The sequence below is a fragment of the Aeromonas caviae genome, assembly GCF_000819785.1.
GTDB lineage: Bacteria > Pseudomonadota > Gammaproteobacteria > Enterobacterales > Aeromonadaceae > Aeromonas > Aeromonas caviae.
This window is the reverse complement of the sequence record NZ_CDBK01000086.1, coordinates 55736-73977: the sequence shown is the minus strand read 5'-3', so window position 1 is coordinate 73977 and position 18242 is coordinate 55736. Positions and strand designations below refer to the sequence as shown.

Below are 18242 nucleotides of genomic sequence, written 5' to 3'. Positions count from 1 at the left end.
CGCTATGCGCTTGCCATGGATACAAATGGTTGGTTGCGGGGGCCGGATTTGAACCGACGACCTTCGGGTTATGAGCCCGACGAGCTACCGAGCTGCTCCACCCCGCGTCCGAGGTCGCCCATAATAGGCGCCAACGCTGAGATTGCAAGTAAATATCCTAAAAAAAGTTTATTCGGGGATTAAACCGTCACATACTGCGCTCTTTTGCAACAAATCGCAGTTTTTTCAGGCAGCTAGCGATCTCTTCCCCCTCAGGCCCCTCCCCGCCTTGCCCCTCTTTGCCATACAAAAAGCCCGCACGACAAGGTGCGGGCGGGAGGATGCGCCGGGATCAGGCCAGCTGGTGCAACACGCTGGTCGCCGCAATCTGGGCGATGATGAGGCCGCACAGGGTCACGGAGACCACCACGGGGGCCGTCTCCTGCTGACGGTAGATGGGGCTGAACCAGAGCAGCAGGGCTGCGACCAGCAGGCCAGCCTGGGTCACTACCCCGGGGATCAGCGGGTCGAGCCCGGCGCTGCTCCCCTGCCAACCCACCAGCACCGCCAGCCAGATAAGACTCAGGATGGTGGAGACGAGCCCCGCCAGGGGCAGCAGCAGATTGAAGGCTTGCAGGCGGTGGCGGGCACGCAGCAGCATCAGGTGGGCAAAGGCCGACCCCAGCAGCACCATCTGCAGCAGGCCGCCGAGCCAGCCCTGGATCTGCATCAGACCCAGCCCGTAGAGGGCGAGCGGCATGGCGGGCAACCACAGCAGGGTGGCGGGGATGGCGCGCTTGCCCTCCAGGCGAGACTGGACCAGGGAGAGCACGATACCGAGCACCAGGGCGGCCCCCCCGCTCCAGATGAGCCAGCCCGCAACCTTGGCCTCCACCGCCAGCATCAGAGAGAGCCCGGTGATCACCCAGACCGAGAAGAGCTGGGTAGTGATCCGCGAGCGCTGGCCCGGGCAGAGATCACCGCGCCACAGGACGAGCCCCACGGCGATCAGGGCCCCCAGGGCCATCAGACCGGTCAGGGGAAAGAGCCAAAAAGGAAGTTGGACGAACATAGGGTCTCCGGCAGCAGTCCGGGTGCGGGTGCACCCGTCACAGGGTAAGGAAGGACAAGAGGCAGGGAGTATATCCAAACTCCCCCCGTCTTCCCAACGTCGCCGGTCAGCTTTGTCCCCGGGCAAGGGCGACCACCCGGGCAAACATCTGCTTGAGCACAGGGGGAATGTGCTCGCTGCCGAGGCGCTCCGCCTCTTCCACCACCGCCAGGGCCATGCCTGGCTTGCTGCGATGGTGGATCGCCTTGGCGATGATGCGCCCGGCGTTGAGGGTGGAGCGCCCCCCGACCCCCGCCTCGCGCCGGAATACCCCCTCGAACCCGTTCTGGTAGAGGTAGTGCTCTATGTCTGCCGCCGGCAACTGGGTCAGCCGATCCCGCTCGCGCTCCCCCTTGAGCAGGGAGCGGGCGGAGCTCGCATATTTGGCGCCCGCCTCGTCACCGTCGGTGAGCAGGTGCCACTCTATGCCAAAGTCCCTGGCCACCTTGATGAGGGGGGCCTGGCCGCACTGGGCGAACTCGATGATGCGCACCCCCTCCGCCCGCAGGCTGTAGCCGCAGATCTGGGCCAGCTCCGAGAGCAGCCAGATCTCGGTCTCCCCTTCTACCAGCAGCCAGCAGCGGGCAAACATCGACATGGGCCTGTTGATGCGCACATGGAAGGCAATCTTGCGCAGATCGTCGCTGCTGTAGCGCTCCCCTCCCAACTGATGGCAGAGGATGTCCTGCTGGCGGCGTACCAGACGACGCACCTGATTGAGGGGCAAGGAGGAGAGCAGGTCCCCCGAGTTGGTGGTGAGCAGCTTCTGGCCGGGCAACTGCTCCAGCAGACCCCAGGCCAGGGCCAGCATGGTGGGATGCAGGCGGCTCTCTGGGTCTTCCAGCATCAATATGGGTCTGGCCCCCTCCTCCAGCTCCCGGTTGCCCCGAGCGTGGAGCAGCATGGCCGCCATGCCCGCCATGGCCAGTTGCAGCGCCCGGTTATCCGCATTGCGCAGCAGCACCTGCAGGTTGCCGGGATTGCGCAGGGTCATGGGGCGATTGACGATATCCCGCTGGCTGCGCGGCTTGTGCTTGATGGGCGCCAGGGCACTGAAGTAATGCTCCATCAACTGCTGCACCGCCTGCAGCGCCTCCTTGAGTTCAGGCTCGCCGATGCGCTGGGGCTCGTCGGTGAGCTTGCCGGCCAGCTCGTCCAGCCGCTGCTCGCACAGATCCCCCCAGGGCAGCCGCTCGATGCCCTCCCGGGCGGTACGGGCATCCCGCAGCCTGAACACCGGGTTCATGGTGATGAGCAGACGCACCAGCGCCTCATTGTTGTCGATGGCCAGGCTCTTGCCGATGCCGTCGAGAAAGTCGTGGGTGGTGAGCACGCTGCCATCGTCCTGCAACTCGGCACTGGCACGATAATGCACCCGGTGGAACTTGTCCTTGTGGGGGATCCAGGCCGCCCCGAGGCGGGCCAGACGGCGGGAGTGCTGGCACATCTGGGGACGATACTCGCTGAAGGTGAGCACCAGTTGCAGCGTGCGCGAGGGTTCGAGCTCGGGATCTTCGGGCCGGTGAAAATCATCCTGACCAAATTGATAGGGCTCGGCATCCCCCAGCAGGCACCAGAGGGCCCGCAGCAGGCTGGATTTGCCCCAGGCGTTTTCGCCGATGAGCACAGTGGTGTTGTCCAGCCCGAGGGAGAGGCGATTTATTCCGCGAAAACCTTTGACTTCAATGCGTTCCAGAAACATGCGGCCATATCCAGTCCATCCTGATGGCGCAATAGTGGCAAAGTTGCCGGAAAAATCCTATCGGGTTACGGCGTTTTCAGCGGGAACTGTGAGGAACGAGCGGTTCGGGCGGCGTCGGCTGGGTGGCGCGATAGAGGGGGGCATTCCAGTGGTTGAACCAGAGATGGCGAGTACGAGTCTGACGTTTGCGATGATTCAATGGGCATTCCTTTCAATGGACAAGAGACAGAGGGTACACCTCTTTTGCCCAGAGTCTCAGGGTTATCTGTGACAGGAGAATGACAACTGGGCTCGCCACTGGCCCGGGCTCAGGCCGAACGCCTCCCGAAAGCGGTTGCCAAAATGGGCCTGGGAGGAGAAGCCGCACTGGGCGGCGATGCTGGCCAGAGGCTCGCTTCCCGCCAGCAACTGCTTGGCCCGCTTGAGCCGCAGCCCGAGCAGGTAGCGGTGGGGCGGACAGCCCAGGCTCTGCCCGAACATCCGGGCGAAGTGGTATTCGCTCAGACCCGCCTCCCGGGCGAGCTCTCCCAGGGTGACCGGTTCGGCCAGGTGAGCCTGCAGATACTCCTGCACCCGGCGCACCACGGCCGGGGCCAGGCCGCCGCGCACTTCCGGCAGCGCCGGGGCCTCGCGGGTGTGATGGCGATAGGCGTGCAGCATCAGCATCCAGGCACCGTGGGAGAGCGCCATGCGATCGATGCCGTGCTGCCAGTCCAGCTTCATCAATTGCCCCTGCACCAGGGCCGCCGCCTGGGGATCGTCGATGAAGGTCTTGTCTTCCAGTTGCAGATGACGCCCCTCCTTGTCACACGCCTGCTCGGCGATGCGGGTGAAGTGGGCGGGGGTGAAGTAGAGGTGGAAGAAGCGAAATTCCTCGCGCACCAGCCACTCGGACCTGTGGTGATCCGGCATGATGCACACCTTGCCGGCACCACCATGGCCACCGGGGCCGTCCAGCCGCTCGGTCTGCTCGCCCCCCTGCAGGTAGACGCTGATGGTGTGGTTGCCCGGCTTGTGGTAGCGGGTCTGATCGTAGCGGTTGCACCAGCTCGCCACCCCGAGCCCGGGCTCCAGCCAGCAGGAGTCCTCCAGTCTGGCACCGGTGCTCACCAGGGCATCAAAGACCCCCGCCTGTCTTGTCTGCTGCATGGCATGCTGCACGCTTGCGTCCCTCTCCCGCCCCTTTCCTGTCGCCATCTTATCGCGCCTCATGGTCAAAGGCTGCGCCTCCGTTGAAAAAACCGCAAGATGGTGCAAGCCGACACCCCGCCTCACGGTTCATGCTGATCACATCATCTTCTCTTGATGGGATCACACCATGAATCTGATGCTCTATGTTTCCACCGTCCTCATCTGGGGCAGCACCTGGATTGCCATCGCCTGGCAGCTCGGCCCCATCCCCATCGAGGTCTCGGTGCTTTATCGTTTCGCTCTGGCGGCCCTGGCCCTGTTCGCCCTGCTCACGGTGAGCGGCAAGTTTCCGCGCCTGCCCTGGGCGGGCCAGCGTTATGCAGCCCTGCTCGGCGCGTTGCTATTTTCCACCAACTTCCTCTGTTTCTACCACGCCACCCTCTATATCCCGAGCGGCCTGTCGGCGGTGATTTTCGCCAGCGCCAGCATCTTCAACGGCCTCAATCTCTGGCTGTTCGAGGGTAAACGACCGGGCCTGCGCTGGCTGCAAGGATCGTTGCTGGGGCTGCTTGGCACCCTGCTGCTCTTCTGGCCGGTGCTGGCGGATGCGCAACTGGGTGCAAACGGCTGGAAGGGCTTGCTCTTTGCCTGCGCCGGCACTCTCTGCTTCTCCCTGGGCAACCTGGTCTCCGCCCGGGGACAGCGCCAGGGCTATCACGTATTGCAGATGGTACCCTGGGGCATGGTCTACGGCGTGGCGCTGCTGCTGGGCTGGGTCACGGTACTCGGTCAGTCACTCACCCTGCCCACCGACCCGCGCTACCTCGCCGCCATGGTCTATCTGGCCATCTTCGGCTCCGTCATCGCCTTCACCGCCTACCTCACCCTGGTGGGGCGCATCGGTGCCAGCAAGGCGGCCTACGCCACCGTGCTCTTCCCCCTGGTGGCCCTCACCCTTTCCACCTTCTATGAAGGCTTTGTCTGGCAGACGGTCTCCATCGTCGGCGTGGTGGTGAGCCTCATCGGCAACCTGGTGATCTTCGCGCCCCCCGTCAAGGCATGGCGCTGGCCGCTATCAAGGGCCGCAAACGGTACTTGCCCCTGATGCCACCAGCCCCTAAGGTAACCGCGTCCAACACACGAGGAGGGAGGACGCATGTTACTGGAAGGGCTGGAGACACTCTGCCTGCTGGCAAGCGAGGGCACCATGGCCAAGGTTGCAAGCCGCCTCTATATCAGTCAGTCGGCGGTCAGCAAGCGCATCGCCCAGCTGGAGCAGCGCCTTGGCAAGAAGCTCATCGAGCCGGATGGCCGTCATATCCGCCTCACTCCCCAGGCCCGTGAGCTGCTCGCCCGGGTAGCCCCGAGCCTCGCCGAAATGAAGGGGGTGCTGGCGGACAGCCAGATCCTCACGGATCAGACCCCTCTGTCCATCGCCTGCTCCGAAACCCTGCTGGCGGGCTACCTCGCCCGCTTCATGCACGCCTACCTTGAACGGGATCCCCACATTGCCCTCTCTACCCACCACACCCCGGTCATCCTGGCCCGGGTGCGCGGCGGGGATGCCCTGCTCGGGATCTGCGCCGGTCGCCTGCCGCCGGGCCATGGGCTGTGTGCCGAACGGCTGCTGGAGGAGCCCTTCTATCTGGTGGGGGACGCTCTGGATGAGGCGGCGCAGCCGGATCACCAGGGCGCCTTGCAAGAAACTGTGACCAGCAAGCAACTGGCTGAAGGCGACGTGAGTAAGGGGATGCAGGGCAAGGTGCGCAAGATCCTGACCATGGATCTGGAGAACCCCTCCAACCGCTATCTGCGCGAGCCCCTGGCCGCCCTCGGGCTTATCCCCGCCATGGAGCTCGATTCCTACCTGGCGCTGATCGAACTGGCCAAGGCAGGCATTGGCCCCGTGCTCCTGCCCGCCGGCCTGCTGGCGCTGGTGGGCGAGCAGGGGACACAGGCACGCCCCCTGCCGGGGCTGGGCCGCCCGCTCCACCTGGTCTATCGGCCAAACAGCCTCAAGCGCGATCGCATTGCCCGCCTGGTGCAGGCGCTGCAAGCCCATTTCCGGCAACTTTCGGCACTGGGCTGAAACGCAAGAGGGCCCGATCTGCGATCGGGCCCTCGTCATGGGGGGTACCGGCTCAGCCCAGCCAGGCAAAGAGCTCGGGGTACTGGCTCCACACCAGCTTGGCGGACATCACCAGGGAGACGGTCACCAGCAGCGGCTTGATGAGCTTCACCCCTTTCTTGAGCACCAGCTTGGAGCCCATGCGCGCCCCGATGAACTGCCCCAGCGCCATGCACAGCCCCACGCTCCACACCACCTTGCCCCCCAGGGTGAAGAAGAGCAGGGAAGCGATGTTGGAGGTGAAGTTGAGCAGCTTGGTGTGGGCGGTGGCCCGCGCCATGCCAAAGCCCGCCAGGGCCACGAAGCCGATGGCAAAAAACGACCCCGTGCCCGGCCCGAAGAAGCCGTCATAAAAGCCCACGCCCCCTCCCACCAGCAGGGCAAACGCCATGGGGGTGAGGCGGCGCTGGCTCTCCGCATCGCTCACCCTGGGGGAGAAGTAGAAGTAGCAGGCAAACGCTATCAGCAGGAAGGGGAGCAGCCGCTCCAGGATGGCGGCATCGATGGTCTGCACCGCCAGAGTGCCGATGGCCGCCCCGAAGAAGGTGCAGATGACCGCCGGCCAGATGATGGCCCACTCAAGGAGCCCCTTGCGGGCATAAAACCAGGTGGCGGAGAAGGAGCCGAAACTGCTCTGCAACTTGTTGGTGCCAAGCACCAGGGCCGGCGGCATGCCGGTGGCCAGCAGGGCCGGCACCGTCAAGAGTCCCCCGCCCCCGGCGATGGCGTCGATAAAGCCGGCGATGAGGGCCACCCCGAACAGGGCGACCAGGGTGAGCAGTTCCAGTTCCATCCATAGACCTCGTGTGATTGGCGGCGCCCGGCATGACCCGGAGCCTGAAGGAGTCAACAGGTCGCTATCCTAGCGAGGGCGGGCTCATGAAGCCAACGAAACAATGGCAGCCAACTAATTCCTTATTTTCATCAATCAGCGTGCGAGAAGGCCTGTGCTTTGATAACCGCCACCCCCTGCAGCAGGGGCGCTTCATCCGCACTGGGCGCACGGCTCACCCGGCCAGCCATGTAGCGGCTGCTGATGAGGATTAATCCAGAGCGCGGCTCTGGCCCTTGATGGTCTCCAGCTCCTCCAGCAGGGGCGCTTCATCCGCACCGGGTGCACGGCTCACCCGGCCAGCCATGTAGCGGCTGCTGATGAGGATTAATCCAGAGTGCGGCTCTGGCCCTTGATGGTCTCCAGTCCCTCCAGCAGGGGCGCTTCATCCGCACCGGGCGCACGGCTTACCCGGCCAGCCATGTAGCGGCTGCTGAAGAGATTGAACCAGAGCTGCAGCGCCTGTCCCGCCCGCAGCTCCCCGGCCACTTCCAGCACGCAGGCGGCCACCTCGGCGGTGCACAGGTGCTCGTCGCTGTGGGCAACCCGCATGCCGTAGGTAGAGAGCGCGTCCGGCTTGATGGCGAGCACCGGAAAGCCGTCCAGATAGGGACTCTTGTTGAACATCTTGCGCGCCTCGGGCCAGGTGCCGTCCAGCAGGATGAACAGCGGCTTCTTGCCAGGGGCCAGAACCACCTCGCCGGTCAGGCGGTCGGGCGCTTTCTCGCAGGCGGGAAAGACCACGTAGGGCTGCCAGGCGGGATCCGCCAGCAGGGCCAGCAGCTCGGGATGGGGTTCGGTACGCGACCAGAGAAAGGCCCAGGTGGAGTCCGGCAGCACGTCGGCGATGAGGCGCCCGGTGTTGGAGGGCTTCATGGGCTCGCTGTCATACATCATGAGGCAGAAACCGGCCTCGGCCTTGAGCGCCGGGCGCCAGTCGCAGGCACACCAGTCGTGGCGCAGCTGGCAGGCATCGCAGCGTGGCACGCTGCCGCCACGGGCAAGAAAGGGTCGGGTCGAGACGCTCTTGCGCCAGATGCGCAGGCGGTTGACGGCGTGATCGGGGATGGGCTTCATGGAACGCGGCTCTGACGGTGCCTGTGGCGGGACAAAAGGGGGCTGATTGTAACGGTGCGCCCTCCTGGCGGCAAGGCTTGCCGGGCGGTGCCCTGCCCCCTTCCCTCCCCGCGTTCTGCCCGCTTCCCCCCATGAAAAAAGGGGCCCTGAGGCCCCTACTCACCATCCGTTGCAACCGGGTCTGGCGACGTCAGACCACCTTTCGCAGGATCTGCTCCAGATAGTGCGCGAAGCTGTGGCCGTGGTGCTCCAGCAGTTTCGGGAACATGGAGATGGAGGTCATGCCCGGGAAGGTGTTGATCTCGTTGAGCAAAATCTCCCCCTCTTCGGTCAGGAAGAAGTCGATGCGGGACAAATGAGTCAGCTTGAGCTGACGGAACGCCTTCAAGGCGTACTCGTGGATGGCATCGGCCTGGGCCTGAGTCAGCCCCTCGGCCTTGAGCGCGGTCTCGGTGTGACTGGCGCTACTGTACTTCTCTTCATAGGTGTAGAACTTGTCCTGGGGTACGCAGATCTCCCCCGGATAGGTGGCCACCAGCTCGTCACCATACTGGTAGACCGCCACTTCCAGCTCGCGGGGCTTGACCGCTTTTTCGATCAATACCTGCTCGGAGTAACCGAAGGCATCGGCAATGCCCTTCACCAGATCTGCCTCGTTGCTGGCGGAATAGCAACCCACGGAAGAGCCCTGGGAGGCCGCCTTGATGAAGACCTTGCCCCACTTGGCCAGCGCCGCTTTTGCCTCGGACAGGCTCGCCTCGTCCTGCTCGGTCAGGAACAGGTAGGGGGTATTGGGGATGCCGATGGCGGTGAGCCACAGCTTGGTGGTGATCTTGTTGAAGCACACCTTGCTCGCCTCGGCGTCACAACCCAGATAAGGCAGGCCGGCCAGCTCGAGGAAGGATTGCAGATCGCCGGTCTCACCGGGATAGCCGTGGATGCAGGGCACCACGTAGTCCACCGGACGGGCCACGCTGTCGAACGAGAGCAGCTTGTCCAGCCCCAGCTTGCACTCGCGACCGTCGGCGGAGAGCCAGCGGTCGGCAAACATCTCGACCCGGGTCACTTCGATACCGGGCAGGAGCCCGAGCTGTTTTTCGAGGAAATTGGCGCTGCGCAGCGAGACTTCGTGCTCGGAGCCGCCACCGCCGCACAGCAGCAAGACATGCATGTTCTTCATTAGATGTGATCCCTTGGGAGAAGCGGCTTCGTCATCACCATGTCAAACCCAACCGCATGAAAACCGGACGAAGCCATAAACGAACATAAGTGCGGGCAGTGTAGCAAGGGAGGGGAAGCCTTGTCAGCCGATGGGGCGCACCTCCCCCTGCCCGGGCAGATAAAAGTCTCTTCCTGTGTCAGAAACAGGATGAAATGCGCTCAGCGGGGGGGATCGACCCGCCCGGCGCCATTGCCGTTGACCCGAAACCAGCCGGCAATGCTGTAGCGCTCCCGGCTTGCGGGCAGTACCTCGTGGGGAAACTCTTCAGACAGAAAGAGCACCAGCCGCCCGCCCCGGGGGGAGACATCCATCAGAAACTGCTCGCTGTCGTCATAGACCCGCAATATTCCCCCCGCCTCTGGCTGCCAGTCGTTGTTCAGGTAGAACACCGAGGTGAGCCGGCGGTTGGATCGCCCGGCGAAGGCGTCGCGATGGGTGGCGTAGAAGTCCCCCTGACGGTAGCGGGCAAAGTGGGCCTCGTAGTCGAACAGCCCCAACATCAGGCTGCGATTGGCGGCCAGACGCAGGGACTCCATCCGGGCCAGATAGTCGGCCACCGGCGCGCCGAGGGAGGCGTCGAGCCAGTGGATCTGATCCCGACGGATATCGCGGTTGTCCTGATGCAGGGTCTCGCGCCCGATCCCCGCCGGTCGCCACTCGTCCGGCAGGCAGGCCTTGAGGGCATCCACCTCGGCGGCGGTTAAAAAATCATCCACTATCACCCAACCCCGGGTGTAGATGGCATCCATGACGGCTTGATAGTCCAAGATAGGCTCGCAGCGAGGGGAGAGAGTGCGCTTTGTAGCGACTTCGGACCATCGGCACAAACCGGATTGCTTCTCTTGAGAAGTCCCGCCATCAATAGGAGTCTGGGGGGCACAGACGCCCTCCCCCCTTGCTCCCCGGCCCTCGGCCCGTTAACGTGCAAGGATTGTCCCCGGGCGCCTTGTCGCCCCTCTTGCATCAGGAGAAACCATGTCCCTGCCCCTCATCCCCCTGCAACGACTCGATGGCACGCCCTGGTCCACCGCCGATCTGCAGGGCCGTGTCGTGCTGGTGGTCAACGTGGCAAGCCGCTGCGGTTTTACCCCCCAATACACCGGGCTTGAGGCCCTCTATCGCCAGTTCGGCCCCCAAGGCTTCGAGATCCTGGGCTTTCCCTGCGATCAGTTCGGCCATCAGGAGCCGGGCGATGCCGAGGAGATCGCCCGCTTCTGCTCGCTCGACTACCCGGTCAGCTTCCCCCTGATGGCCAAATGCGAGGTCAACGGCGTCGGTGCCCACCCCCTCTATCGCTGGCTCAAGGAGCAAAAGCCCGGACTCCTTGGCAGCGAGGCCATCAAGTGGAACTTCACCAAGTTCCTGATTGACCGTGAAGGCCGGGTGGTGGACCGCTTCGCCCCCCAGACCAGGCCGGAGGATCTGGTGCAGGCCATCGAGGGACTGCTCTGACGGGTGTGCGCCGAGGCGAAGCGGGCCCCTCTTAGCGCCCCCCTGGCCTTTCCCTGCCGGGATGGCCGTGGCAACCCTGCTCGCGACACGGCTGCTGCGCGTGCGCCTCGCATCTGCTATATTACGCGCCCACTGTCTCTTGTGCGGTCGCTTTGCCGGGCTCAGGCCCAGCCTCGATGGCGGCCCACCCTATTTTCCATGTCGTGACGGACCAAGGCTGCCGTCACCCGTTGAGCCCAAGGCTCGGAGTGTCCCTCGAACATGTCATTCAATGAACTGGGTCTGTCACCGCACATCCTGCGGGCCGTCAAGGAGCTGGGTTACGAACAACCCACCCCCATCCAGCAGCAAGCCATTCCCGCCATCCTGGCCGGGCAGGACGTGCTGGGCGGCGCCCAGACAGGCACGGGCAAGACGGCCGGTTTCACCCTGCCCATGCTTCATCGGCTGCTGGCCAACCACGGTCGTGGCGGTCGTCGCCAGGTGCGAGCCCTGGTGCTGACCCCGACCCGGGAGCTGGCCGCCCAGGTGGGCGAGAGCATCATCAAATATGCCCACCACCTGCCGTTTCGTACCCTGATCGCCTATGGCGGCGTCAGCATCAAGCCGAACCTGGACGCCATCAAGCTCGGGGTCGACATTCTGGTCGCCACCCCGGGCCGCCTGCTGGATCTGCTGACCCAGGGCGCCCTGACCCTGAGCGCCCTCGAGGTGCTGGTGCTGGATGAAGCGGACAGAATGCTCGACATGGGGTTCATCACCGACATTCGCCGCATCATGAAGGCCCTGCCGGAGGAGCGTCAGACCCTGCTCTTCTCCGCCACCTTCTCCAATGACATCAAGGCGCTGGCGGACGATCTGCTCAAGGATCCCACCCTCATCGAGGTGGATCCCAGCAACACCGCCGCCGAGCAGGTAAGCCAGCGCATCATCCAGGTCGATCGGGAGCGCCGCCGGGAGATGCTCTCCCACATGATTGGCCGTGGCAACTGGCAGCGGGTGCTGGTGTTCGTGCGCACCAAGCAGATTGCCGACAGGCTCGCCCAGCAGATGCAGAAAGATGGCCTGGATACGGTCGCCATCCACGGTGACAAGAGCCAGGGGGCCCGCAACCGGGCGCTGGCGGATTTTCGTGAAGGCAAGGTGCGGGTGCTGGTTGCCACCGACATCGCCGCACGGGGTCTGGACATCGATCAGCTGCCCCACGTGATCAACTTCGAGCTGCCCCAGATGGCGGAGGATTACATCCACCGCATCGGTCGCACCGGCCGTGCCGGGCGCGGCGGCGAGGCCATCTCCCTGGTGAGCCAGGACGAGCTGGGTCAGCTCAAGGAGATCGAGGCGCTGATCGGCCAATCCCTGACCGTGGAGATCCTGGAAGGGTACGAGCCGAGCGGCAAGCCGAGCCGCCAGACCCTGCCGGGCAGCAAGCCGGTGCAAAACCCGCCCCGCGCCCGTGGCCATGCCAACGCCAAGGGCAAACCCGCCGCCGGGAAAGGCAAGGGGGATGGCGCCAAGAAGCCGGCCCAGCCTGCGCAAAACAAGTCCCGCAAGCGGGAAGTGGTGGGCGAGGACATCGGTTTCGCCCCCATGCGCCGCCTGCCCAAGGCCCAGCGGGGCGACTATCAGGACAACTCCAACGAGGAGTGAGACGGTGCGAGCACTGCGTCCTGAACAACAAAAAACCGCCCGAGGGCGGTTTTTTCATGCGCCAGCCTCGGCAGACAGGACCAGATGCAGCAGGGGATAAGGTTTGCCCTGCCCGTCCAGTGCCGAGCGGCCCACCACCTCGAAACCCAGGTGGCGATAAAAACCGAGGGCCGGTTCATTTTGCTCGTTGACGTCCACCCGGGTCGCCCCCAGATGGTGGATGGCATCGGCTACCAGCAGACGGCCCACTCCGCCCCCCTGCCTGCCGGGGTCGACGAACAGCATCTCGATATTGCCCTCAGCCACCCCGATAAAACCGACGATCACGCCATTGTCTACTCTGGCACAGTTCAGCGTCACGGCATCGAAATAGTGCTCCAGGATCAAGGGCCTCAGGGCCGCTATGTCGGCTTCTTGCAGGAAGTGGTGGCTGGCGCGCACCGAGGCCTCCCAGATGGTGATAAGGGTTGGGTGATCGCACTTTTGTGCGGCGTCAATTTTCATCGCTACCTCAATATGTTGCGGATAACAGCCCACGCCTTTGATGATGCAGCAGTCCATGGGACTTATTGCGGCGCCTTGATAACAAACCCTTTCTCGATGCCGGCCTTGAACCCGAGTCCCTCATAGAGGCGATGAGCGGCCTCCCGCTCCTCCCCTGAGAGCAGCATCACCTTGTAGCAATCCAGCTCCCAGGCCAGCGCCAGGGTATGCTCCAGCAACTGATGGCTGAGCCCCTGGCGGCGAAACGCGGCACCCGTGATCACATGCTCTATGATGCCGAAGGGTCGGCCGCCGTTGGTGAGGGTCGGGATCACCCCGAGCTGGCAGCTGGAGGCCAGCTGGCCCTCCACCAGGGCCACCATGATGCGGGTATGGGGCAGATCAAGCATCGCCGCCAATCCCTCGCGGGCCCCTTGCTCGTCGAGCACGGGGTCCTGAGGCCTGAGTTCCTGATAAAGGGCCAGCAGCCCGGCCAAGTCCTGCGCCTCACACTCTCTTATCACCACTGTCGTCATCATGCTGATCTCCCTTGGCATCGATATCAGGCGGGTCTTGGGGCAAACATGATGATGGCCATGCCGATCAGGGCCACCCCGGCCCCCACCAGATCCCACAGGCTGGGTTTGATGCCATCCACGGCCCAGAGCCAGAGAATGGCCACGAAGATGTAGACGCCGCCATAGGCGGCATAGACGCGGCCAGCGGCGGTCGGGTGCAATGAGAGCAGCCAGGCGAACAGGGCCAGGCTCAGGGCCGCGGGCAGCAGCAGCCAGGCGCTCTTGCCCTGGGTCAGCCAGAGATAAGGGAGATAGCAGCCCAGGATCTCGGCAACCGCAGTCACCAGAAACAGGGCCAGGGTCTTGAGTTCAACCATGAATACTCGGGATCCTTGCAGGCAGAATGGACTTCTTGTGGCAAATCATACTGTTATATCCAGCCACTGCAATCGGCTTTCGAGGTGCACGGTTCAGGGCACGGGAGGCAGATGGCGGAGCGCGAACAGGATCGAGGAACATCATGCGCTTGGCATGGCGTGCGGTAGGTATAGAGGGTATGCAAACAGGGGGTAGAAAGCCGACAGGGAACGGGCTGCGCTGTGCTTAAAAACAGTCAGGCCCGCCGAAGCGGGCCTGACGACAGGATTAGCGGGTCTTGACCGCCTGCAGCAGCACGGAGACATCCGGCCCGAAGCGGCGGGCTCGGATGGCCTCCTGGATATCCTGCTCGTCGTAGCGACTGGCGGGGTAGACCACCACGCAGGCGGTGTCACCGGGAGCGAGGAAGTGGGTCTCGCCAAAGGGGGTGTAGCGGGTGGCACCAATGCTGATGAGTGCATGGGCCGGGCGCCCCGCCTGGGCCAGCAGGCCCTGGATATGCTCGGCCGGGCCTTCGTCCTGCTGATGGTTGAACTTGTCGATGGCCCACGCCAGCAACTGACCGTGGAAGTAACTGTAATCCACCGCCGCGCTGTCGATCCCGTAGGGGTGCAGCTCACCGCCGCGCTCCAGGTAGCAGGCGATGCGGTAGTCATCGAGCTCGCATCCGGCGGCAAAGTGGGTCAGGGGCAGCAGGTTCGCGGCCAGCCCCTTGCTCTCTTCACCCCAGTTCTTCTTCTCGCTGATCTTGTTGGCATTGGGGCGACGGATGGAGCAGTCGTTGTAGGCGCCAAACGCCTTGGGATGGATGGCCACCACCTGCTCCCCCGCGTACTCCAGCTCGCACCACAGTGCCACCTCGGGTTCAATCTGCACCTTTTCGTCCCCGCTCACCGCCGCCTCCGGCAGGAAGATGGCCTCGCCGCTCAGGGGAAAGACCCCGAGCTGGCCGGGATGGTTCGGCACATAGAAGGGGAACAGCGCCTTGGGGGCGACCTTGTCGTCAACCTTGACGGCGACGAAATCCGCCGCCTCCCCTGCCTGCTCCAGGTGACCGGCGAAGTTGCCCGCCACGCCCAGTCCGATAAAGGGGGTCTGTGAGGTGATCTGCATCTGTGGCTCCACTGGCGCGGCCGGGGCCGCCGCCTCGTTGTCGTTGTTCAGGGCGGCAATACCGCCAAAGAGGGAGCTCATTAGAGCACAGCCCCCGGACGGCGCCCAGCCACCGGGCCACAAGCTGTGCACCAGGGCGGATTTTCCCTCACCATCTGGTCATAAAGTCGGCAGTCGATGCGAAGCTGTGATCCCGATGCTTGGGAGAGCCCGGCACTTTTGCTAGGCTGCCCTATTCATTTGCCGTTCGGGAGCCGTCGCAAGGCCATGACCACCCACTTTCAGGGGCGCTTCGAGGTGGAGTTCAAATACCGCCTGACGGACAGCGCCGCCTTTGTGCATACCCTCACGGCCCTCGGCCCCGAGGTGATGGTGGCGGACAATCATGAGCAGGACTGCTACTTCGACACGGCAGATGGCGCCCTGGCCCGGGAGGAGAAGAGCCTGATCATCCGCACCATGGCCCCCAGCGGCATCCGGCTCTGGATAGTCAAAGGGCCCGGACCCGATCGCTGCGAGGCGGTCAACATCACCGATGCGGACAAGGCGACCAGCATGGTACGCACCCTGGGCTACCAGCCGGTACTGACCATCGACAAGCGGCGCAGCATCTATTTTCTGGGGGCCTTCCACGTCACGGTGGATCACCTGGCAGGCGTCGGTGATTTTGCCGAGCTCGCCATCATGACTGACGACGAGGCCGCCCTGCCCGCCTACCGCGCGCAGTTGCTGGCGCTGGCTAGCCGGCTGGGACTGGCGCCCGAGATGCGGGAAACCCGCTCCTATCGCACCCTGTGCGAGCAGCGAGCCCCCCTTTGACAAGTGGCAACAAGAGGAATCTGCCCATGATCGACAAACTCGCCTGGTTGACCTTCAAGGAGGGACAACTGCTGTGCGCCCGCTCCCACGGCAAGGACATCTACTACATTCCGGGGGGCAAGCGCGAGCCGGGCGAGAGCGACGAGGCGGCCCTCGTTCGTGAAATCGAGGAAGAGCTCGCGGTCACCCTGAAACCCGACACCCTGGTGTTCGCCTGCGAGTTCAGCGCCCAGGCGGACGGCAAGCCGCAAGGGGTGAATGTCAATCTGCGTTGCTACACGGGGGACGCCGACGGCACGCCCGTCGCCTCGGCGGAGATCGCCGAGCTGCGCTGGCTGGACAGCCGCCACCTGGCCGAGGTCTCCCCCGTCTCCCGCCTGCTGTTCCAGTGGCTGGCAGCGCAGGGACTGATCCATTAAGAGACGGCGCACCTGACCGGATGACGATGGCACCGGCAGGAGAGTCCGCGCCCGAGACGTTAATCCCCCACGTGGGCCAAGAGAGAAGATGAGGACATTCAATGGAGATCCTTGAGGTCGAGAGCACCAGAGGCATCAAACCGGCGCTGATCGCCCTGCTGCAAGATTGCGTGGCCAGCGGTGCCTCGGTGGGCTTTCTGCCTCCCCTGCAGGAAGAGCAGGGGCTGGCGTACTGGCAAGGCATCGAGGGGGAGCTGGCGGATGGAGTGCGCAAGCTCTGGGTGGCGTTTGATCAGCACCATCTGGTGGGCGCCCTGCAGCTCTCCCTGTGCACCAAGGCCAACGGGGGCCACAGGGCAGAAGTGGAAAAGCTGATGGTCCACAGCCAGGCCCGTGGCAAGGGGGTGGGCCGCGCCCTGATGAACGCCATGGAGCAAGGGGCCCGGGACGCCAGGCGTACCTTGCTGGTGCTGGATACCCGGGTCGGCGACGTGGCCTCCAGCCTCTATCGCCAGCTCGGCTATCAGGAGGCCGGCCAGATCCCGGACTTCGCCCGCAATGGGGACGGCACCCTCGCCGCCACCCAGTTCTTCTACAAGCAGCTCTGAGGCAGACGGCCTGGCAAGACCGGACAGCGTGCCGGTCTTGCCCCCTCCAAGGCTCGGCGCACATAGGTTTTTGGTTCAATCAGACTCATCGGCAAGGAGCCATCATGATATTGGAAGTCGCTCATCTGCAGATCATTCCCGGCAAGGCCACTGACTTCGAGCAGGCCTTCGCCCGGGCCCAGCACATCATCAGCGCCATGCCCGGCTACCTGGGCCACCAGTTGCAGCGTGCCCTGGACGATCCCCATCACTACCTGCTGCTGGTGCAGTGGGAACGGCTGGAAGATCACACCCGGGGGTTCAGGGGCTCCCCCCAGTACCAGGAGTGGAAGGCCCTGCTGCACCACTTCTACGACCCCTTCCCCAGGGTCGAACATTTTCAGGATGCAACACCGATCAGCGCCGCAAGCTGAACCTTGATCAGCTCGTCCCGTCACGGGCTGATCAATGGTGTCAGGCCAGTCGCTCGGCCCTGTGGGCAATCTGCGGCTCGGCAAAGGCGCTCTGGGCCGCGATGAGCTGCAGCTCGTAGGCATTCGCCTCCCAGGTCTGTCGCAGCACCGCATCCACAGCGGCGTTGGTGCGCTCGAAGGCGCTCACCCCATCATATCCCGCCTGCAGGTTGGCCAGCATCAGGGCACTGATGAGATCCCCCACGCCCACCGGTTGGCGCGCGAAATCGTAAAGGGGACGGGCGATCAGATAGTCTCCCTCGGGGGTGGCAAGCAGCATCTCGAAGCGGCCGGGGACGCTGGCGGCGCGACCCAGATGCTTGACCAGCACCATCTTCACCCCCTTCTCCAGCAACTGGCGTGCGGCGATCCGGGTCTGGGCCAGGGTTGTCAGATGGACATCGCACAGGGTCTCCAGCTCCAGCAGATTGGGGGCCATGATGTCCGCCACCGGCAGGGCCTGCTCGGTGAGAAAGCGGGTGACGCCCGGGGCGACGATGCACCCCTTCTCCGGATGCCCCATCACGGGATCGCAGAAATAGAGGGCCGCCGGATTGGCTCGCTTCACCGCCGCCACCACCGCCAGGATCTCGTCCCCCTGCTCCGCCGAGCCCAGATAGCCGCTCAGCACCGCATCGCAGCGCGCCAGCACCTCGATATTGCAAAGCCCCTGGCACAGGGCGGCAATGTGGCCCGCCGGCATCGCCATTCCCTGCCAACCCGCCTCGTACTGGGTGTGGTTGGAGAACTGCACCGTATTGATGGGCCACACCTCCATGCCGAGACGGCGCATGGGGAACACGGCGGCACTGTTGCCGGCACAGCCAAACACCACGTGGGACTGGATAGAGAGAATGCGTTTCATCGACACCACCGCACAAGAAGCCTGAGGAAAAGAGGCAATATATCGGATGAAGAGACGGCTCTTCCAGCAATTAACGCCATGACTCCCTATTTATGCTTCAGCAGGCTTAACCTGCCGCATATTTGACCGCCGCTACCCTGTTTCTGTACAACCCTGGAGCCATCTGCCCGCGGCTGCGGGGTGATAAATGTACTTGTACGCCTCTTGTCTGATGGCATACAAGGTGGTTTTTCAATCAACCATGAACAGTCGGGATCAAGGATGAGGTCCGATGAAAAGGCGCCAGTCGGCAGTCGGCAGTCG

21 protein-coding genes, 1 tRNA gene and 1 pseudogene are annotated in these 18242 nt (G+C 64.1%); 8 read left to right on the top strand and 15 right to left on the bottom strand.

Annotated features, from left to right (window positions below; genetic code table 11):
* Window positions 1–30: 30 nt before the first annotated feature.
* From BN1120_RS14185 to BN1120_RS14170, 5 genes are all read right to left on the bottom strand, one after another.
* A tRNA-Met gene (locus BN1120_RS14185) sits at window positions 31–107 on the bottom strand.
* Window positions 108–331: 224 nt separating this feature from the next.
* Entirely contained in the window at window positions 332–1051 is a 720-nt protein-coding gene (locus BN1120_RS14180) for a hypothetical protein (RefSeq protein WP_042016578.1), read from the bottom strand.
* Window positions 1052–1157: 106 nt separating this feature from the next.
* On the bottom strand, window positions 1158–2792 hold the full coding sequence (locus BN1120_RS14175; RefSeq protein ID WP_039038583.1) for an ATP-dependent endonuclease: 1635 nt from the start codon (window positions 2790–2792) through the stop codon (window positions 1158–1160).
* A gap of 76 nt (window positions 2793–2868) precedes the next feature.
* Window positions 2869–2991: a hypothetical protein gene (locus BN1120_RS21880; protein ID WP_256094327.1), complete on the bottom strand. Its 123-nt coding sequence runs from the start codon at window positions 2989–2991 to the stop codon at window positions 2869–2871.
* Window positions 2992–3053: 62 nt separating this feature from the next.
* A complete protein-coding gene (locus BN1120_RS14170; RefSeq protein ID WP_042016580.1) occupies window positions 3054–3941 on the bottom strand; it encodes a helix-turn-helix domain-containing protein in 888 nt (295 codons plus the stop codon).
* A 169-nt stretch (window positions 3942–4110) separates the two neighbouring features.
* Here BN1120_RS14170 and BN1120_RS14165 point away from each other — a divergent pair, with 169 nt between their 5' ends.
* Entirely contained in the window at window positions 4111–5028 is a 918-nt protein-coding gene (locus tag BN1120_RS14165; RefSeq protein WP_041215090.1) for a DMT family transporter, read from the top strand.
* Between the two features lie 51 nt (window positions 5029–5079).
* Complete coding sequence (locus tag BN1120_RS14160; RefSeq protein ID WP_042016577.1) at window positions 5080–6012, top strand: LysR family transcriptional regulator; 933 nt, start codon at window positions 5080–5082, stop codon at window positions 6010–6012.
* Between the two features lie 52 nt (window positions 6013–6064).
* Here the strand turns inward: BN1120_RS14160 and BN1120_RS14155 are convergent, their stop codons facing one another.
* The 5 genes and pseudogenes from BN1120_RS14155 to BN1120_RS14140 all read right to left on the bottom strand — a co-directional run bounded on the left by BN1120_RS14155 (window position 6065) and on the right by BN1120_RS14140 (window position 9949).
* Complete coding sequence (locus BN1120_RS14155) at window positions 6065–6844, bottom strand: TSUP family transporter (protein WP_042016576.1); 780 nt, start codon at window positions 6842–6844, stop codon at window positions 6065–6067.
* A gap of 250 nt (window positions 6845–7094) precedes the next feature.
* Window positions 7095–7208, bottom strand: a pseudogene (locus tag BN1120_RS21925) (DTW domain-containing protein); the annotation flags it as partial.
* Window positions 7209–7210: 2 nt separating this feature from the next.
* Complete coding sequence (locus BN1120_RS14150; RefSeq protein WP_042016575.1) at window positions 7211–7960, bottom strand: tRNA-uridine aminocarboxypropyltransferase; 750 nt, start codon at window positions 7958–7960, stop codon at window positions 7211–7213.
* A gap of 190 nt (window positions 7961–8150) precedes the next feature.
* Window positions 8151–9140 carry a D-alanine--D-alanine ligase gene (locus BN1120_RS14145; RefSeq protein WP_042016574.1) on the bottom strand — a complete coding sequence of 330 codons (990 nt, stop codon included), beginning with the start codon at window positions 9138–9140 and terminating at the stop codon, window positions 8151–8153.
* Window positions 9141–9340: 200 nt separating this feature from the next.
* Complete coding sequence (locus tag BN1120_RS14140; protein WP_041211488.1) at window positions 9341–9949, bottom strand: 2OG-Fe(II) oxygenase; 609 nt, start codon at window positions 9947–9949, stop codon at window positions 9341–9343.
* A 208-nt stretch (window positions 9950–10157) separates the two neighbouring features.
* Here BN1120_RS14140 and BN1120_RS14135 point away from each other — a divergent pair, with 208 nt between their 5' ends.
* Both BN1120_RS14135 and BN1120_RS14130 read left to right on the top strand, forming a co-directional pair.
* Window positions 10158–10634, top strand: a complete 477-nt coding sequence (locus tag BN1120_RS14135) for a glutathione peroxidase (RefSeq protein WP_042016572.1) — start codon at window positions 10158–10160, stop codon at window positions 10632–10634.
* Between the two features lie 261 nt (window positions 10635–10895).
* A complete protein-coding gene (locus BN1120_RS14130) occupies window positions 10896–12284 on the top strand; it encodes a DEAD/DEAH box helicase (protein ID WP_010674869.1) in 1389 nt (462 codons plus the stop codon).
* Between the two features lie 54 nt (window positions 12285–12338).
* Here BN1120_RS14130 and BN1120_RS14125 read toward each other — a convergent pair whose 3' ends face one another.
* From BN1120_RS14125 to BN1120_RS14110, 4 genes are all read right to left on the bottom strand, one after another.
* Window positions 12339–12788, bottom strand: a complete 450-nt coding sequence (locus BN1120_RS14125) for a GNAT family N-acetyltransferase (RefSeq protein WP_042016570.1) — start codon at window positions 12786–12788, stop codon at window positions 12339–12341.
* Between the two features lie 62 nt (window positions 12789–12850).
* Window positions 12851–13306 (bottom strand): GNAT family N-acetyltransferase, encoded by a 456-nt coding sequence (locus BN1120_RS14120; RefSeq protein ID WP_223302554.1) that lies wholly within the window; start codon window positions 13304–13306, stop codon window positions 12851–12853.
* A gap of 23 nt (window positions 13307–13329) precedes the next feature.
* A complete protein-coding gene (locus tag BN1120_RS14115; RefSeq protein ID WP_041211490.1) occupies window positions 13330–13662 on the bottom strand; it encodes a YnfA family protein in 333 nt (110 codons plus the stop codon).
* A 268-nt stretch (window positions 13663–13930) separates the two neighbouring features.
* Window positions 13931–14776 carry a DUF5718 family protein gene (locus BN1120_RS14110; protein ID WP_041215896.1) on the bottom strand — a complete coding sequence of 282 codons (846 nt, stop codon included), beginning with the start codon at window positions 14774–14776 and terminating at the stop codon, window positions 13931–13933.
* 267 nt (window positions 14777–15043) lie between these two features.
* On the opposite strand from BN1120_RS14110, the gene BN1120_RS14105 reads away from it, so the two are divergent.
* The 4 genes from BN1120_RS14105 to BN1120_RS14090 all read left to right on the top strand — a co-directional run bounded on the left by BN1120_RS14105 (window position 15044) and on the right by BN1120_RS14090 (window position 17035).
* Complete coding sequence (locus tag BN1120_RS14105; RefSeq protein ID WP_042016569.1) at window positions 15044–15595, top strand: class IV adenylate cyclase; 552 nt, start codon at window positions 15044–15046, stop codon at window positions 15593–15595.
* Between the two features lie 26 nt (window positions 15596–15621).
* Window positions 15622–16014 carry an NUDIX hydrolase gene (locus BN1120_RS14100; protein ID WP_042016568.1) on the top strand — a complete coding sequence of 131 codons (393 nt, stop codon included), beginning with the start codon at window positions 15622–15624 and terminating at the stop codon, window positions 16012–16014.
* Window positions 16015–16115: 101 nt separating this feature from the next.
* Window positions 16116–16622 (top strand): GNAT family N-acetyltransferase, encoded by a 507-nt coding sequence (locus BN1120_RS14095; RefSeq protein WP_010674875.1) that lies wholly within the window; start codon window positions 16116–16118, stop codon window positions 16620–16622.
* Between the two features lie 104 nt (window positions 16623–16726).
* Window positions 16727–17035, top strand: a complete 309-nt coding sequence (locus BN1120_RS14090; protein ID WP_041211493.1) for an antibiotic biosynthesis monooxygenase family protein — start codon at window positions 16727–16729, stop codon at window positions 17033–17035.
* 40 nt (window positions 17036–17075) lie between these two features.
* On the opposite strand, the gene pdxY is transcribed toward BN1120_RS14090, so the two are convergent.
* The gene (gene pdxY / locus BN1120_RS14085; protein WP_042016566.1) at window positions 17076–17939 is read right to left on the bottom strand and encodes a pyridoxal kinase PdxY; all 864 of its coding nucleotides are present in this window, start codon (window positions 17937–17939) and stop codon (window positions 17076–17078) included.
* Between the last annotated feature and the right edge of the window lie 303 nt (window positions 17940–18242).

What these genes read in the sequence shown, in the direction of transcription:
- BN1120_RS14180 (WP_042016578.1), bottom strand. Translation starts at nt 1,051, where the DNA reads ATGTTCGTCCAACTTCCTTTTTGGCTCTTTCCCCTGACCGGTCTGATG.
- BN1120_RS14175 (WP_039038583.1), bottom strand. Translation starts at nt 2,792, where the DNA reads ATGTTTCTGGAACGCATTGAAGTCAAAGGTTTTCGCGGAATAAATCGC.
- BN1120_RS14170 (WP_042016580.1), bottom strand. Translation starts at nt 3,941, where the DNA reads ATGCAGCAGACAAGACAGGCGGGGGTCTTTGATGCCCTGGTGAGCACC.
- BN1120_RS14165 (WP_041215090.1), top strand. Translation starts at nt 4,111, where the DNA reads ATGAATCTGATGCTCTATGTTTCCACCGTCCTCATCTGGGGCAGCACC.
- BN1120_RS14160 (WP_042016577.1), top strand. Translation starts at nt 5,080, where the DNA reads ATGTTACTGGAAGGGCTGGAGACACTCTGCCTGCTGGCAAGCGAGGGC.
- BN1120_RS14155 (WP_042016576.1), bottom strand. Translation starts at nt 6,844, where the DNA reads ATGGAACTGGAACTGCTCACCCTGGTCGCCCTGTTCGGGGTGGCCCTC.
- BN1120_RS14150 (WP_042016575.1), bottom strand. Translation starts at nt 7,960, where the DNA reads ATGAAGCCCATCCCCGATCACGCCGTCAACCGCCTGCGCATCTGGCGC.
- BN1120_RS14145 (WP_042016574.1), bottom strand. Translation starts at nt 9,140, where the DNA reads ATGAAGAACATGCATGTCTTGCTGCTGTGCGGCGGTGGCGGCTCCGAG.
- BN1120_RS14135 (WP_042016572.1), top strand. Translation starts at nt 10,158, where the DNA reads ATGTCCCTGCCCCTCATCCCCCTGCAACGACTCGATGGCACGCCCTGG.
- BN1120_RS14130 (WP_010674869.1), top strand. Translation starts at nt 10,896, where the DNA reads ATGTCATTCAATGAACTGGGTCTGTCACCGCACATCCTGCGGGCCGTC.
- BN1120_RS14125 (WP_042016570.1), bottom strand. Translation starts at nt 12,788, where the DNA reads ATGAAAATTGACGCCGCACAAAAGTGCGATCACCCAACCCTTATCACC.
- BN1120_RS14120 (WP_223302554.1), bottom strand. Translation starts at nt 13,306, where the DNA reads ATGATGACGACAGTGGTGATAAGAGAGTGTGAGGCGCAGGACTTGGCC.
- BN1120_RS14115 (WP_041211490.1), bottom strand. Translation starts at nt 13,662, where the DNA reads ATGGTTGAACTCAAGACCCTGGCCCTGTTTCTGGTGACTGCGGTTGCC.
- BN1120_RS14110 (WP_041215896.1), bottom strand. Translation starts at nt 14,776, where the DNA reads ATGCAGATCACCTCACAGACCCCCTTTATCGGACTGGGCGTGGCGGGC.
- BN1120_RS14105 (WP_042016569.1), top strand. Translation starts at nt 15,044, where the DNA reads ATGACCACCCACTTTCAGGGGCGCTTCGAGGTGGAGTTCAAATACCGC.
- BN1120_RS14100 (WP_042016568.1), top strand. Translation starts at nt 15,622, where the DNA reads ATGATCGACAAACTCGCCTGGTTGACCTTCAAGGAGGGACAACTGCTG.
- BN1120_RS14095 (WP_010674875.1), top strand. Translation starts at nt 16,116, where the DNA reads ATGGAGATCCTTGAGGTCGAGAGCACCAGAGGCATCAAACCGGCGCTG.
- BN1120_RS14090 (WP_041211493.1), top strand. Translation starts at nt 16,727, where the DNA reads ATGATATTGGAAGTCGCTCATCTGCAGATCATTCCCGGCAAGGCCACT.
- pdxY (WP_042016566.1), bottom strand. Translation starts at nt 17,939, where the DNA reads ATGAAACGCATTCTCTCTATCCAGTCCCACGTGGTGTTTGGCTGTGCC.